Source organism: Streptomyces phaeoluteigriseus (assembly GCF_001896135.2).
GTDB classification, from domain to species: Bacteria; Actinomycetota; Actinomycetes; order Streptomycetales; family Streptomycetaceae; genus Streptomyces; species Streptomyces phaeoluteigriseus.
In genome coordinates this window covers 752,796-767,865 of record NZ_MPOH02000011.1, presented here as the reverse complement: position 1 = coordinate 767,865, position 15,070 = coordinate 752,796, and the positions used below count along the sequence as shown (strand labels likewise).

The 15,070-nt window shown below is 70.6% G+C and carries 9 protein-coding genes, 1 tRNA gene and 5 pseudogenes; 4 read left to right on the top strand and 11 right to left on the bottom strand.

Annotated features, from left to right (window positions below; genetic code table 11):
• The 7 genes and pseudogenes from BM536_RS14525 to BM536_RS14495 all read right to left on the bottom strand — a co-directional run.
• A partial coding sequence (locus BM536_RS14525) for a hypothetical protein (protein WP_073498791.1) occupies nt 1-467 on the bottom strand: 467 nt, incomplete at its 3' end.
• Nucleotides 468-571: 104 nt separating this feature from the next.
• Nucleotides 572-1,175, bottom strand: a pseudogene (gene pth, locus BM536_RS14520) (aminoacyl-tRNA hydrolase).
• A 72-nt stretch (nt 1,176-1,247) separates the two neighbouring features.
• Nucleotides 1,248-1,838 (bottom strand): 50S ribosomal protein L25/general stress protein Ctc, encoded by a 591-nt coding sequence (locus tag BM536_RS14515; RefSeq protein ID WP_073498789.1) that lies wholly within the window; start codon nt 1,836-1,838, stop codon nt 1,248-1,250.
• A gap of 226 nt (nt 1,839-2,064) precedes the next feature.
• Nucleotides 2,065-3,039, bottom strand: coding sequence for a ribose-phosphate diphosphokinase (locus BM536_RS14510; RefSeq protein ID WP_073498787.1), 975 nt, complete (start codon nt 3,037-3,039; stop codon nt 2,065-2,067).
• Nucleotides 3,040-3,173: 134 nt separating this feature from the next.
• Entirely contained in the window at nt 3,174-4,622 is a 1,449-nt protein-coding gene (glmU, locus tag BM536_RS14505; RefSeq protein ID WP_073498785.1) for a bifunctional UDP-N-acetylglucosamine diphosphorylase/glucosamine-1-phosphate N-acetyltransferase GlmU, read from the bottom strand.
• A gap of 116 nt (nt 4,623-4,738) precedes the next feature.
• Nucleotides 4,739-4,814, bottom strand: a tRNA-Gln gene (locus BM536_RS14500).
• A gap of 14 nt (nt 4,815-4,828) precedes the next feature.
• Nucleotides 4,829-5,686 carry a hypothetical protein gene (locus tag BM536_RS14495; protein ID WP_211362876.1) on the bottom strand — a complete coding sequence of 286 codons (858 nt, stop codon included), beginning with the start codon at nt 5,684-5,686 and terminating at the stop codon, nt 4,829-4,831.
• Nucleotides 5,687-5,847: 161 nt separating this feature from the next.
• Here BM536_RS14495 and BM536_RS14490 point away from each other — a divergent pair.
• Nucleotides 5,848-7,151, top strand: a pseudogene (locus BM536_RS14490) (sensor histidine kinase).
• A 14-nt stretch (nt 7,152-7,165) separates the two neighbouring features.
• On the opposite strand, the pseudogene BM536_RS14485 reads toward BM536_RS14490, so the two are convergent.
• Nucleotides 7,166-7,656: pseudogene (locus BM536_RS14485) on the bottom strand (SUKH-3 domain-containing protein).
• A 55-nt stretch (nt 7,657-7,711) separates the two neighbouring features.
• The gene (locus tag BM536_RS14480; RefSeq protein WP_211362875.1) at nt 7,712-8,227 is read right to left on the bottom strand and encodes a YwqJ-related putative deaminase; all 516 of its coding nucleotides are present in this window, start codon (nt 8,225-8,227) and stop codon (nt 7,712-7,714) included.
• A 309-nt stretch (nt 8,228-8,536) separates the two neighbouring features.
• Between BM536_RS14480 and BM536_RS14475 the strand changes: the two are divergent.
• The 3 genes and pseudogenes from BM536_RS14475 to BM536_RS14465 all read left to right on the top strand — a co-directional run bounded on the left by BM536_RS14475 (nt 8,537) and on the right by BM536_RS14465 (nt 12,873).
• A pseudogene (locus BM536_RS14475) lies at nt 8,537-9,579 on the top strand (SMI1/KNR4 family protein).
• 7 nt (nt 9,580-9,586) lie between these two features.
• A pseudogene (locus tag BM536_RS14470) lies at nt 9,587-11,753 on the top strand (SUKH-4 family immunity protein).
• A 250-nt stretch (nt 11,754-12,003) separates the two neighbouring features.
• Nucleotides 12,004-12,873: a coiled-coil domain-containing protein gene (locus tag BM536_RS14465; RefSeq protein ID WP_094103008.1), complete on the top strand. Its 870-nt coding sequence runs from the start codon at nt 12,004-12,006 to the stop codon at nt 12,871-12,873.
• A gap of 51 nt (nt 12,874-12,924) precedes the next feature.
• On the opposite strand, the gene BM536_RS14460 is transcribed toward BM536_RS14465, so the two are convergent.
• Nucleotides 12,925-14,535 (bottom strand): sodium/solute symporter, encoded by a 1,611-nt coding sequence (locus BM536_RS14460; RefSeq protein WP_073499886.1) that lies wholly within the window; start codon nt 14,533-14,535, stop codon nt 12,925-12,927.
• On the bottom strand, nt 14,532-14,960 hold the full coding sequence (locus BM536_RS14455) for a DUF485 domain-containing protein (protein ID WP_073499888.1): 429 nt from the start codon (nt 14,958-14,960) through the stop codon (nt 14,532-14,534). The genes BM536_RS14460 and BM536_RS14455 overlap by 4 nt, the downstream gene beginning before the upstream one ends.
• Between the last annotated feature and the right edge of the window lie 110 nt (nt 14,961-15,070).

Genomic DNA, 15,070 nt, shown 5'->3' with positions numbered 1-15,070 from the left:
CCCAGCCCACCCGCGACCACCACCGACGCCAGCAGCAGCGCACCGCCCATCGGCACCCAGGCGTACAACACCCCGGCCGGACCGGACCGTACGACCTCGTCACCGCCCGGCTTGATCACCACCGAGTACGTCTGCCCCGTGCGCACCGCCACCGTCTTCTCGATCACCACCCGCGCACGGGCCTGCGACCCCGACGACAACGGCGTGTACGGCCCCGAGCACCTGTCCGCACCGCAGCGCGCCACCTCGATCGTGCCCTGCTCCCGGCCCTTCGTCAGCATCACGTGCTGCGCCGTACCCCAGGACCCCGACACCCCCGCCACCAGAATCAGCGACGCCACCAGCCCCATCGCCGCCAGCCGCCCGAACCGCAGCGCGGCCACCGTGGCCCGACGGGAGGAACCCCGGCGAGCGGGACGCCGATGGGAGGTGGAGGCGGCGACGGTGGCGGGCATGGCCGGGATCATTGGCCATGCCCGAACGGCACGTCAACCTCGCTGGGTGACAAGTCGCGAGTTGTCCGTACCTTTCCGCGACCCGCGACCCGCGACCCGCGACCCGCGACCCCGCCTCACGAGTTGTACGTGCCCTGCGCCCGCTCCAGACCGTCGATCACCAGACACTCCACCGCGTCCGCCGCCCGGTCCACGAAGTAGTCCAGCTCCTTGCGCTCCGCCCCCGAGAAATCCTTGAGCACGAAATCCGCCACCTGCATCCGCCCCGGCGGCCGGCCGATCCCGAACCGCACCCGGTGGTACTCCGCGCCGAACGCCTTCGTCATCGACTTCAGACCGTTGTGCCCGTTGTCGCCGCCACCCAGCTTGAGCCGCAGCACGCCGTAGTCGATGTCCAGCTCGTCATGGACCGCCACCACATGGGCCACCGGCACCTTGTAGAACTCCCGCAGGGCGTTCACCGGCCCACCCGACAGGTTCATGTACGACATCGGCTTCGCCAGCACCACCCGGCGGTTCCCCGGCCCCGGCGGACCGATCCGCCCCTCCACGACCTGCGCCTGCGCCCGCCCCGCCCGCCTTGAACCTCCCCCCGATCCGCTCGGCCAGCAGATCGGCCACCATGAACCCCACGTTGTGCCGGTTCATCGCGTACTCCGGGCCCGGATTGCCCAACCCCACGATCAACCAGGGGGCATTGGCGTCGGTCGTCACGTCCATGTCTCCTCGATACGCGCCAGCCGCTGCCCCCGGAGGGAACAGCGGCTGACGAACAAACGACGACGGTGAGGATCAGGCCTCCGCGGAAGCCTCTTCGCCCTCGCCCGCCGGGGCCTCCTCCGCCTGCGCGGCCAGCACCTGGAGGACGACGGTGTCACCGTCGACGCCCAGCTTGGTGCCCGACGGCAGCGGGATGTCCTTGGCGAGGACCGAGTCACCGGCGGTCAGACCCTCGACGGACACGGTGACGGACTCGGGGATGTGCGTGGCCTCGGCCTCGACCGGCAGCGCGTTGAGGACGTGCTCCAGCAGGTTGCCACCGGGAGCCAGCTCGCCCTCGGTGTGCACGAAGATCTCGACGTTGACCTTCTCGCCACGCGTGACCAGCTGAAGGTCGACGTGCTCGAGGTAACCGCGGATCGGGTCACGCTGCACGGACTTCGGGATCGCCAGCTCGGTGGACTTGCCGTCGATGTCCAGGGAGATCAGGACGTTCGGCGTACGCAGCGCCAGCAGCAGCTCGTGACCCGGCAGCGTCAGGTGGATCGGGTCCGAACCGTGGCCGTACAGCACACCGGGGACCTTGCTGTCACGACGGATGCGGCGGGCCGCACCCTTGCCGAACTCGGTACGGGACTCAGCGGCGATCTTTACCTCGGACATGGAAATCACTCCTCGTAGAAACAGCGACGGACAGGGTCACCCGGCCACGAACGGCCTGCTACGAAGAGCGCGTCGATAACGGACCGCCGTACCACGTGACACACGTGTACGGCCTCCCTCGCCGAGCAACCTGGGCAGTCTACTCGGCGGGGGAGGCCGCGGGAAAGTTGACCTTGAGCGACCTCCGGTCGCGGGCGGTCGAGCGGAGCGGGAGGCCCGTGTCCGCCTACTGCTCGTCGAACAGGCTCGTCACCGAACCGTCCTCGAACACCTCACGCACCGCGTTCGCGATCGTCGGCGCGATCGACAGCACCGTGATCTTGTCCACCTCCAGCTCACCCGGAGTCGGCAGCGTGTTCGTGAAGATGAACTCGCTCACCTTCGAGTTCTTCAGACGGTCCGCCGCCGGACCCGACAGCACACCGTGCGTCGCCGTCACGATGACGTCCTCCGCGCCGTGCGCGAACAGCGCGTCCGCCGCGGCACAGATCGTGCCACCCGTGTCGATCATGTCGTCGACCAGCACGCACACCCGGCCCTTGACCTCGCCCACGACCTCGTGGACCGTCACCTGGTTCGCCACGTCCTTGTCGCGCCGCTTGTGCACGATCGCCAGCGGCGCGCCCAGACGGTCGCACCAGCGGTCCGCGACCCGGACCCGGCCCGCGTCCGGCGACACGACCGTCAGCTTCGAGCGGTCCACCTTGCTGCCCACGTAGTCCGCCAGCAGCGGCAGCGCGAACAGGTGATCCACCGGACCGTCGAAGAAGCCCTGGATCTGATCCGTGTGCAGATCGACGGTGAGGATCCGGTCCGCACCCGCCGTCTTCATCATGTCCGCGATCAGCCGCGCCGAGATCGGCTCACGACCACGGTGCTTCTTGTCCTGCCGCGCATAGCCGTAGAACGGCACGATCACGGTGATCGAACGCGCCGACGCACGCTTGAGGGCGTCGATCATGATCAACTGCTCCATGATCCACTTGTTGATCGGAGCCGTGTGGCTCTGGATCAGGAAGCAGTCCGCACCACGAGCCGACTCCTCGTAGCGGACGTAGATCTCACCATTGGCGAAGTCGAAGGCCTTCGTCGGGACGACCCCGACACCCAGCTGGTGGGCGACCTCCTCGGCAAGCTCGGGGTGGGCGCGGCCGGAGAAGAACATCATCTTCTTCTCGCCGGTCGTCTTGATCCCGGTCACAGCACTGTCTCCTCAGAGGTGTCTCAGCCGGCTTTCGAGAGACCTCGCCGCTGGGCGCGACGGGCCGTCTCAGCTGGTGGGGGTGCGGGTGTGCACTTATCACGGTACGCCGTGTACGACGCACTCGATTCCGGTCAGTCCTCGCCCTCGCCCTGCTGCGAAGCCGCCTCGGCAGCCTTCGCCGCGGCACTCCCCGGACGCTTGCGAGCCACCCAACCCTCGATATTCCGCTGCTGACCACGGGCCACGGCCAGCGAACCGGGCGGCACGTCCTTCGTGATCACGGACCCGGCGGCGGTGTACGCGCCGTCCCCGATCGTGACAGGAGCCACAAACATGTTGTCCGAACCCGTCTTGCAGTGCGAGCCGACCGTCGTGTGGTGCTTGTGCTCTCCGTCATAGTTCACGAACACACTGGCCGCACCGATGTTGCTGTACTCACCGATCGTCGCGTCACCCACGTACGACAGGTGCGGCACCTTGGTGCCCTCGCCGATGACGGCGTTCTTCGTCTCCACGTACGTACCGACCTTGGACTTCACACCGAGCCGTGTACCGGGCCGCAGATACGCGTACGGCCCCACGGTCGCCTGCGGACCGACCTCGGCCCCGTCCGACACCGTGTTGTCCACCCGGGCCCCCGCACCGACCGTCGTGTCCTTCAGCCGGCTGTTCGGACCCACCACGGCACCCTCGCCCAGATGCGTCCCGCCGAGCAGCTGCGTCCCGGGAAGCACCACCGAGTCCTGCTCGAACGTCACCGCGACGTCGATCCACGTCGTGGCCGGGTCGACGACCGTCACCCCGGCCAGCATCGCGGCGGTCAGCAACCGGTCGTTCAGGATCCGGCGAGCCTGCGCCAACTGCACCCGGTTGTTGATCCCGGCGATCTCCCGGTGATCACCGGCGACCGAGGCACCCACCCGGTGGCCGGCCTCCCGCAGAATCCCCAGCACATCGGTCAGGTACTCCTCACCCTGACTGTTGTCCGTACGGACCTGCTTCAACGCCTCCGACAGGAGCTGCCCGTCGAACGCGAACACACCCGAGTTGATCTCCCGGACGGCCCGCTGCGCCTCCGACGCGTCCTTGTGCTCCACGATCCCCGTGACCGCACCCGACACCTCGTCCCGCACGATCCGCCCGTACCCGGTCGCGTCCGGCACCTCGGCCGTCAGCACCGTGACGGCGTTCCCGTCGGCCTGATGAGTGGCGGCGAGCCGCGCGAGAGTCGCACCCGTCAGCAGGGGAGTGTCACCGCAGACGACCACGACGGTCCCGTCCACGACCCCACCGAGCTGCTCCAGCCCCATCCGTACGGCATGCCCGGTGCCGTTCTGCTCCTCCTGCACCGCCGTCCGTACGGCCGGGTCGACCTCGGCGAGATGCGCGGTGACCTTCTCCCGCGCGTGACCGACGACGACGACCAGGTGCTCGGGGTCCAACTCGCGGGAGGCGGCCAGCACATGGCCCACAAGACTGCGGCCGCAGATGTCGTGCAGGACCTTCGGTGTGGCCGACTTCATACGGGTGCCCTCACCCGCTGCGAGAACGACGACGGCTGCCGGGCGAATGGCGCTCACGGAGTTGCCCTTCGGCTGTGGAGAGGTGGGACATCCGAAGGATACCGGGGCGTTTCCCGGCAGACATGTGAGCGGGCCCTGACAGTGCTGTCAGGGCCCGCAGGGGGTCTTGCACATGGCTCCCCCGCAAGGATTCGAACCTTGTCCTGCTAGATCCAAAATCTAGTGTGCTGCCGGTTACACCACGGGGGAACGTGCGTCAGACCTTACCGGAGTCGCGTGACGGTGCCAGCAGCGATTCCCTTCCACCAGCCTTCGACGCGACGGTGCAGGTCGGCGCTTTTTAGGACGGCGACTCGCAGGCAACCGTGGTAGGTGTCGCCGACGTTGGTTCGGTTCGTCTTGGGGTTGTGCTTCTTGAGGCTCGTCTTCAGGAGGTCGTCGACCTCGATGCCGACCTGGTCCGCCCAGAAGGCCTCGGCTGCGGGGACGTCTGCCGACTCGTGGATGGCGACGGAGAACCGTCGGCGCTCCGGTTCCACGCCCAACAGATCCAGCCAGGACACGAAAACCCTGATCATGTCGGGGTCGCTGTTCACGAAGATGACCCGACGGTTCGATCCGGGCTTGGCCTTCGCCCCCTCGGACCAGTAGAGCCCGACACCCACGAGGAAGAATTCGCGGGGTGTCATCGGGCCGATCTCGGCGCACGCCTGAGCCGTCAGCGCTTCCTGTGCCATGGTGCGGTTCTCGACCGCACGCTGCGCTCCGCGTCGTGCTGCGGAGGTGTCGGTGGGGCGTGGGCGTTCCGGCGAGGACAGGTCCCGTACCCAGAGCGACACCGAGCTTTTGGAACATCCCAGCTCCGCCTGGATTCGGTTGTACGTCCAGCCCTGCTGCCGCAGCTCACGCGCCTTCTCTCGCAGGTCGTCCTTCGCCCGGGGGCGTTTCGTCCACTCCGGAGGAGGCTCCCCCTCGACGAGCAGCTGGAGGGTCTCCTTGTTGCGGATCTGAAGTTCGTCCCGGATCTGCCGAAGGCTGAGTCCCGCACGCCGCAGGGCGATCGCCTGCTCTCGTAGGGTCTCGAACTCCACGTACTTGCCATATGAAAGTGCCACGTGCATACCGTCCGGGCGGAATGTGCTATTCCGGGGTCGAACGGGTCTGGTTCAGCCGTTCGAGGGATACCGACGGGTTTCGGTGCTGTTCGGTTATGGGGTGTGGTGGGGAGTGGTCGGCAAAACTCGCCGGAAAAGGCGGGGGTGACGCCCGTAGGCTGGGAGCCATGACCACGACGGGGGGAAGAGCACGCCTTGGCTCGGGGAGGGCCTTGGTGGTGGGCGAGGCGCCGCAGTGCGGTGTTCGACTGGAGTCTCGCGGTGTTGTCCGCCGCGGAGTGTGCGCTGGAGGGGTATCCGTTCGCGCGGGACGCGGGCGTTCCGGTGGCCGCGGGGATGCTGTTCGGGCTGCTCGCCGGGTCCGTGCTGCTGGTGCGGCGGAAGTGGCCGATCGCGGTGGTGCTGGTGGCGATCGCCATCACGCCGGCGCAGATGGGCTTCCTGATGGGCATCGTCGGCCTGTACACGCTCGCCGCGTCGGAGCTGCCGCGCCGGATCATCGGGTCGCTGGCGGCGATGCAGTTGGTGGGGACGTTGATCGTGACGTTCGTGCGGGTGCGGCAGGACATGGTGCGGGGGGATCTGGATCTGGGGGACTGGTTCGTTCCGTTCGCCGCCGTGACGACGTCGCTGGGGCTGACGGCGCCGCCCGTGCTGCTCGGGCTGTATGTCGGGGCCCGGCGGCGGTTGATGGAGAGTCTGCGGGAGCGGGCGGACAGTCTTGAGCGGGAGTTGCAGTTGCTGGCAGAGCGGGCCGAGGAGCGGGCGGAGTGGGCGCGGGGCGAGGAGCGGACGCGGATCGCGCGGGAGATGCACGACGTGGTCGCGCATCGGGTGAGCCTGATGGTGGTGCATGCGGCGGCGCTGCAGGCGGTGGCGCGCAAGGACCCGGAGAAGGCGGTGCGCAACGCGGCGCTGGTGGGGGACATGGGGCGGCAGGCGTTGACCGAGTTGCGGGAGATGCTCGGGGTGCTGCGCAGTGGTGACGGGGTGGGGCGCGGGGTGCGCCGATGCCGTTGGCGGTGGTGGGGGTGGCCGCGGCGGCTGCGCTTCGCGGGTGGTGGAGGAGGGGGAGGGGCCGTGTCTGTCGGAGCTGGACGTGTTGATCGGGCAGTCGGCTGCCGCGGGGATGGTGGTGGACCTGTCGGTGGAGGGTGAGGTGCGGGGGTATGCGCCGGAGATCGAGCAGACGGCGTACCGGGTGGTGCAGGAGGCGTTGACGAACGTGCACAAGCACGCGGCGGGTGCGAAGACGTATGTGCGGTTGGCGCATCGGGTGGCGGAGATCGCGATGCAGGTGGAGAACGAGCCGCCGCCGGAGGTGGGGTCGGCGTCGTCGGCGCGGTTGCCGTCGGGGGGTAACGGGCTGGTGGGGATGCGGGAGCGGGTGGTGGCCTTGGGTGGGGTGTTCGTGTCGGGGCCGACGGAGGCGGGGGGTTTTCGGGTGTCGGCGGTGATTCCGGCGGGGTAGGGCTCGGTGCGGGGTCAGCCCGCGGTGAGGCGGACGGGTTCGATGCCGGAGATGAGGGCGCCGAGGGCCTGGTCGATGTCGGGGCCGAGGTACCAGTCGCCGGTGTGGTCGAGGGCGTAGACGCGGCCTTCGGCGTCGATGGCGAGGAGGGAGTGGCTGTCGGTCTCGGTGCCGAGGGGGCTGACGTCGGTGCCGAGGGCGCGGCCGAGGTCGGCGAGGGTGCGGGCGAGGTGGAGGCCGTGGAGCGGGTCGAGGTGGACGGCGGCGGGGGCGATCTGGCGGCGGGCCCGGTGGGGGTGATGTGGAGGCCGCCGAATTCGGCCCAGGCTTCGACGGCGGCGGGGAAGACGGAGTGGCGGTGGCCGGCCGGTGAGGTGTGTTCGCGCAGGGTGTCGGCCCAGATCTCGGCTTGCTTGATGTCCCAGCGTCCGGGTTGCCAGCCGGCGGCGCGCAGGGCGGCGTCGGTGGGTACGGGGAAGCGCGTGGTGGTGCGGTCGGGGTGCATCTGCCCTTCGTTCGTCGGGGCCATGGGTCGGCGCGAAGTCGTACGGGTGTCGAGGTCAGCTGTCGTCGGTGGCGGGGTCGACGATACGGACGCCGAAGTGGGCGCTGAGGGCGGTGCAGGCGCGGCAGGGGGCGGCGAAGCTGCCGTGCAGGGGGTCGCCGTCCTCGCGGATGCGTCGGGCGGTGAGCTTGGCCTGTTTGAGTGCTTTGCGGGCTTCGCCGTTGGTCATGGGTCTGCGGGCGGCGCGTTTGCTGCGGGTGGCGTCGGCGGCGGTGATGTGGCGGGAGATGAGGAGTGCTTCGGCGCAGCGGCCGGTGTAGCGGTCGCGTCGGTCGCTGGGCAGGGTGTCCAGGAAGTCCTGGACGAGCGGGTGGAGTGCGGGGGGTTGGTCGCCGCGGGCGGCGGTGCCGGTGAGGGTGGCGCCGCGGACGGACAGGGCGGCGGCGATGGTGGGGAGTATGCCGTCGCGGCGGTGGCGAAGGACCGGTGTGAGGAGGGTTTCGTCGCTGCTCCACCCGATGCGGGGGTCGCCGGAGCGGCTGGCGTGCGGTCCCGTTTGTGTGGCGTTCATGATCGTGATTCCCCTCCCGTGCATCCCCCGGAGGACTCAGAGTGCCAAATGGCGTGGGGTGTGTGAAAGCTGGGGCGGCGCGACACGCCCGTGTTCGGGCTGGCTGTCACGGCGGGGTGACGGCAGGTCACGGAAGTGGAGGGCCGGTGACCGGTGTCGCCGTACCGCATAGGCTGTCGGCACCTCCTGGCGCGCGGTTGACGCGCGTCGGAGACCGTTGGAGACAGTCGGATACGGAGTGTGGTGGTCGGGTCCGGGTGCGGATCCGGTCGCTGGGGTCCGTCCAGAGTGCCGCAGGGGGCAACCGCCATGACGACAGGTCGGCTCGGGCTGGGGGCACCTCCCGGCCGCCAGACTGGGGGACAGGCCGCGCCGCCGAACGCGGCCTACGCCGGGCAGGTCGTGCACTTCCCGGACCCGGTCCGGGCCGCACGTCACCCGAGGGGGGTGCGGGTGGACGAGCGCGGTTACCCGGACTTCTCGGCCTATGCGCGGGCGGCGGCGGAGATCGCGGAGCCGCCGGAGGGTTTCGGTGTCGACGAGCTGCGGTTGACGGACTACGTGTCGGCGAACGCGGCGTTGTCGGCGTCGGGGCACGAGCTGTGGGACACGGTGGACAGTGTGGCGACGCCGCATGGCTGGACGTGGCACCACGTGGTGGGTTCGCGTCGGCTGGAGTTGGTTCCGGTCGAGGTGAAGGCGTTGCTGCGGCACCACGGTGGGATCGTGACGGCGGTGGTGGATCAGGCGAAGCGTGGGACGCGCCCGTTGCAGGAGACGCGTCCGGCGCACTTCGGGCTGCCCAAGTCGGGTGTGGCGGTGTCGGAGCAGCAGGTGCAGGGGGTCGAGGAGGACCTCGGGTACCGGTTGCCGGGTGCGTACCGGACGTTCCTGAAGGCCGCCGGTGGTTGTGCTCCGGTGGGGCCGGCCCTGGACGCGGAGTTGGGGCTGCTGGTGGACCAGCCGTTCTTCACGGTGCGCGACGAGGCGGCGGTCAACGATCTGGTGTACGTGAACAAGTGCCTGCGTGACCATCTGACCAAGGACTATCTGGGCGTCGGATTCGTGCAGGGTGGTCTGCTGGCCGTGAAGGTGAAGGGCGAGCGGATCGGTTCGGTGTGGTTCTGCGCGTACGACGATGTGCGGGACGTGGATCCGGCGTGGTCGCCGGCGGAGCGGGTGGAGCGGTTGTTGCTGCCGTGCGGTGAGGACTTCGATGTCTTCCTGTCGCGGTTGGCGGGCGGCCGCCCGAGTTGGAGACGGTGGCGAATCTGATGGTGGACGGTGGTTTCGCGCGGGTTGTTCCCGTTGCTGCCGGTTCTTCTGTTCCGTCCGTCGACGTGGGGGAGTGATCCGGCGATGGTGACGTTCGCGCAGGCGCAGGAGCGCGGTGAAGAGTGGGTCAACGGGGACGTTCCGGCGTATCAGCACCGTGAGGTGCGGGTGCGGGAGTTCGGCCTCGGGTTCGTGGTGTGGGCCGAGGACCGTGCGGAGGGGCCGCGTTCGGACGGCGGCGGTCAGCGGTTGGTGCTCGCCCGGGACAGCGGTGAGGTCACGTTGTGGCCGGCGCTGCCGGTGGGCGAGGTGGTCCGCCGGTACGAGGAGGAGTACGGCCGTCCGGAGGGTGAGCCGGAGCCGGCGGCCGCGGCTGCGGCGCGGGTGGATCTGAATCAGACGTCGTTCCTCCTGTCGCCGCCGGAGTGGTTGCAGGAGGCGGCGGACCGGCTGGGGATCGGGGAGGCGGCCGGTTCCTCGTCGTCACCCGCTTCTGCTTCCGCTTCCGCTCCGGGGGCGGGTGATCCGTCGCTGCCCCGGACACAGGCCGGCGTGCCGACGCCGCCCGCCGCGCCTGCCGGGGCCACGCCCTGGGCGGGTACGGACACCAACGGCGATTCCGGTGACGACCGTTCCGTACCGCTGCCGGTGACGGTGTTCGCGCCGCAGCTGAGCGGTTCCGATGACGACGACGTGCCGCCGCCGACGTCGGTGCCGGACGCCAAGACGGCCCTGATGTCGGGTGGCAGCCGGCTTCCGTCCACGACGGTCGCGCCGGCGCTCCAGAACCCGAACGGGCAGGACGCGCCCGCAACCTCGCCTCCGCCACCCCCTGCCTCTCCACCTGCGGCGCCGGCTTCGGGTGGCCCGGGGACTCCGCCACCGCCGCCACCGGCCGGGCCGCAGGGCACGCCTCCGCCGGGTGCGTCCTCCTACGGCGGTCAGCAGCCGCCCGGTGTTCCGCAGCCGTCGGCCGGTCCGGGCGCTTCGGCCCGCTCGCTCGCGCCGAACGCCGGGGACATCGCCGATGCCGCGACCAGCAAGGCGGCTCCACGGGTCGGCCGGTGGGGCGCAGGGTGCCGCGCACCATGCCGCGACGATGCTGGCCGGGCCGGGCGGTCCCGGCATGCCGCCGCCGAACGTCCCACGTGCGCCGCAGCCGCCGATGCCGCCGGGCCCGATGGCTCCGCCCGGTGGGATGCCGCCCGGTGCCATGCCGCCGCCGGGTGTGCCCGGGCCGGGGCAGCCTCCGGTGTACGGGTATCCGCAGCAGGGGCAGCCGACCGTCGGGCCGGGCTATCAGGCCGTGCTGCGGTACCGGGCGCACGACGGGTCGGAGCAGCAGCTGATCCGGCGTTCGGCGCCGGGTACGCCGCATCCGGAGTGGCAGATCTTCCATGAGCTGCGGGCGATGAACGTGCCGCCGGACCAGGTGCTGGAGCTGCACACGGAGCTGGAGTCGTGCGAGCTGCCGGGGGCGTACTGCGCGCGGATGATCCGCGAGCAGTGGCCACAGGCGCGGATCACGAGCATCGCGCCGTACGGCACGGACCATGCGAGCCGGCAGCAGGGGATGCGGCAACTGCTGGCCCATCAGGGTGAGCTGCATCAGGTCGCCGACGGCCCCGCACGTCCCGCTCCGGTGCGGGCACCGTTGCAGCCGGTCCAGCCGGTGCCGCCGATCCCGCCGGAGGCGATCGCGCAGGAGATGGCCGCGGCGTTCGGGCCGGGGGTGTTCCGGTTCGAGCAGGCGGCCGTGTCGCGGCAGGGTGTGCCGCCGGTCGTGGCGCACACGCTGGTGGTGGCCGGTCTGCCGATGGATCTGGGTCCGTTCTTCTGGGCGCAGGCCCAGCCGGGACGGCCCGTGCCGACGCTGGCGGAACTGGCGGCGGAGCGGGGTGTGCAGCCGGCGGCGGACGCGGGCTCGTACCTCGTGATGGGCAGCGACTTCGGCAAGGCGATCTGTGTGCAGTACGGGACGGCGAACATCGTCGCCGTGCCGGTGGAGGCGGGGCCGGGCTCGGCGCCCGTGCCGCCGCAGTTCGTGAACAGCGGGCTGCCGGAGTTCGCGCGCTGCCTCGCGCTGCTGGGGCGGATGTGGCGGCTGCGGTTCGGTCTGAACCAGGAGCAGGCCGGTCGCTGGACCGTCGACTTCCAGGCGCAGTTGGCGGCGCTGGACCCGGCGGCGCTGGGTTCGCCGGAGAGCTGGTGGTCGGTGCTGCTGGAGGAGATGTGGGACGGCCTGCTGTGAGGCGTACGTCCCGCTGACCCGTTGGCGGGTGAGGGCCGGACCCGGTCGGGTGACCGGAGTCCGGCCCTTTCGTCTGCCTGGCCGATGCCCGGCCGACGCCTGGCCCGTGCGTGACCGGTCACGACTGACCGTGACCTGTTCGCGGAGTGTCGCGTTATGAACACTTAAGCCTGATACATCAAGATATGCGCGAAATCATCTATTCCGCGTCCGTCTGGTGGAGAGGGGTTCCAAGGTGATCAGCGCTTCGATGGCACCACCCGGGTTCACGACCGTTCGCGGGCGCGGTTACCGGCCCGCACAGGTCGACGCGTACACCGCCGCGCTCTCGGCCGACCGGGACGCCGCCTGGGAGCGGGCCGCCCGGCTGACCGTGCTCGCCAAGGACATGGAGGCGGAGGCCGTACGGCTGCGGGAGGCCGTGAGCCGGCTGGCGCCACAGACGTACGACGGTCTCGGGGAGCGTGCCCGGCGCATCTTCCAGCTGGGGCAGGAGGAGGCGGCGGCCGTGCGGGAAGGCGCCCGGCGGGCTGCTCGCGAGCAGGTCGCGCAGGCCGAGGCGGATGCCGCCGGGGTGCGTGCTGCGGCGCGGCAGCGGGCCGACGAGGTGCGCGCGGAGGCAGAGGAACGGGCCCGGCACAAGCTGCTCGCGGCGCGCGCCGAGGCGGACGAGATCCGCGTCGGTGCCCGCCGGGAGGTGAAGGAGAACCGGGGCGAGGCACTCGCTGCCCTGCGCGAGATGCGCCGGCGTACGGCGGCCCTGCTCGCCGACCGGGAGAGGGACCAGGCCGAGCGGTGGGCCGCCGCCGAGCGCGAGGAGGCCGAACGGGCCGCCGCGCTCGACGCGCACCACACGCGGCGGGTGGCGCACGCCGAGGCGGTGCTGTCGGAGGCGAAACGGGCCCTCGCCGACGCCGAGGAGTCCGCCCGCCGGTGCCAGGAGGACGCACGCGCGCGTGCCGCCGAACTTCTCACGCAGGCACGCGCGCGTGCGGAACGCATCGCGCGCGAGACGGAACGGGTGCTGCGCGAGCACGGCGAGCGGTGGGACGACGTGCAGGCGCACATCGATCACGTACGCGGCAGTCTGAGCGCCCTCACGGGGCGCGCGGTGGAATAGCGGCGGTAGCGGTGGAACGACGGCGGAACAGGCGCCCGCGGTCTCCTCCCCTCAGTCGCCCCTCCGTACCGCCCCCGCCAGGATCCAGCCCTCCACGGCCTCGTACTGGTGCCGTTGTTCCTCCGCCTTGCGGCGGCCCGAGGCGAAGGTGCCGAGCCAGCCGAGGGCGAAGCCGAGGGGGACGGTGACCAGGCCGGTCGTGGTGTACGGGAACCAGTTGAAGTCGGCGTCGGGGAAGGCGGACACGGGGGAGCCGGAGACCAGGTTGGTGCCCGGCATCAGCACCAGGACGGACAGGGTGCCGCCGATGAGGGTGCACAGCAGGCCCGTCCGGGTGTAGCGGCGCCAGAAGAGGCTGTACACGAGGGCGGGGGCCAGGGCCGAGGCGCCGATGCAGAAGGCGAGGGTGACCAGGGGCTGGAGGCTGCGGTGCTGCACCTGCGCGGCCAGCAGGATGGTCGGGACGCCGACGGCGAGGGCGGACAGCCGGGCGATCAGCATTTCGCGGCGTGGGGTCATGTCCCGCGCGCGGGCGGCGAACACGTCATGGGCGAGCGAGTTGGCGCAGGCGAGGATCATGCCGGCGACCGAGGCCAGGACGGTGAGGAAGATGGACGTCGTCACGGTGGTGAACAGCAGTGTCTCCACCATGGACACGTCCTGGCCGAACGCGGCCCGGGCGCCCAGCAGGTAGGCGGTGTTGCCCTGCGGGTCGACCCCGGTGATCGCCGCGCGGCCGATGAGGGCCGTGGCGCCGAACCCGACGATCGTGATGACCAGCACGAACAGGGCCACGCCCGACACCGCCCAGGACATCGAGCGGCGTACCTCGCGGGCGTTGGAGGCGGTGTACATGCGCATGGTGATGTGGGGCAGGCAGGCGCCGCCGAGGACCACCGCGAGCTGGGTGCTGATCATGTCGAGGCCGGGGTGGGGGCTGTGGGAGAACTGCAGCCCGGAGTGCAGGAAGGCGTCGCCCGCCCCGCTGCCCGCGGCCGCCGCGTCGAAGAGGGCGCCGGGGTTCCAGTCGAAGCGGTGCAGGACGAGGAGGGCGATCACGGTGCCGGAGCCCAGCAGCATCACGATCTTGAGCATCTGGATGAGGGCGGTGCCCTTCATGCCGCCGATGATGGCGTAACTGATCATCAGGATGCCCATGCCGACCATGCAGCCCGTCTGCACCGAGTCGCCGGAGAACCCCAGCAGGAACGCGATGAGCTGGCCGGTTCCGGCGAGCTGCACCAGCATCAGCGGCAGCAGCGCGGCGATGGTCACCGCGCACGCCGTGATGCGCACCGTGCGTCCCGGCATACGGCGGGCGAGGGCGTCGCCCATCGTGAACCGGCCCGCGTTGCGCAGGGGTTCGGCCAGCAGGAACATCAGCAGCATCAGCGAAAGGGCGGTGCTGAGGGCGAGGACGACGCCGTCCTGGCCGTAGAGGGCGATGACGCCGCCGGTGCCCAGGACGGTGGCGGCGGAGATGTAGTCGCCGGCGATGGCGAGGCCGTTGCGCAGGGGGGAGAGGGAGCGGTAGCCGGTGTAGAACTCGTCGAGGTCGTCGCGGTCGGGGCCGGTCATCACGCACAGCAGCAGGGTGATGGTGGCGACGGCGGTGAAGGCGACGAGGGACATCGTCTGGGCGTCACCGTTGAGTTCGGTCATCGGCCGGTCTCCTTGCGGCGGGTGCCCCGGCTCTCGCGCCTGGCGTCGAGTGCGGACTGCTTGCGGATGCGGTCGGCGAGCGGGTCGACGCGGCGGCGGGCGGTGGTCTCGTAGAGCGCGATCGCCAGCCAGGTGACGGGGAGTTGGACCAGCGCGAGGAGGAGGCCGAGGGGGAGGCCCGTGCTGACCCGGCTCGTCATCAGGGACGGGGCGAACGCGGACAGGACGAGGAAGAGGACGAAGTAGCCCAGGGCGGTGAGGGTGGCGACGCGCCGCTGCCACCGGTAGGCGGTGCGCAGCAGCCGCAGGTCGCTGTGGTGGCCCAGGGGAGCGTGATGGGCGGGCTGCCGGTGAGCGGGTTCGGGTACCGGCAGAGGTGGCTGCCAGGGGTAGGTGAAATGGGGCGGGGACGGGTCGTGGGACATCCCGTACTCCTTGCGTGGCTCGGGTCCGCGACAGGGGACCGCAGGGAGGTGGGGGGTGCGAGCCACGCACGCTACCGGTGGGTCCGGGCGGGCGCGAGGGTTTCGACAAA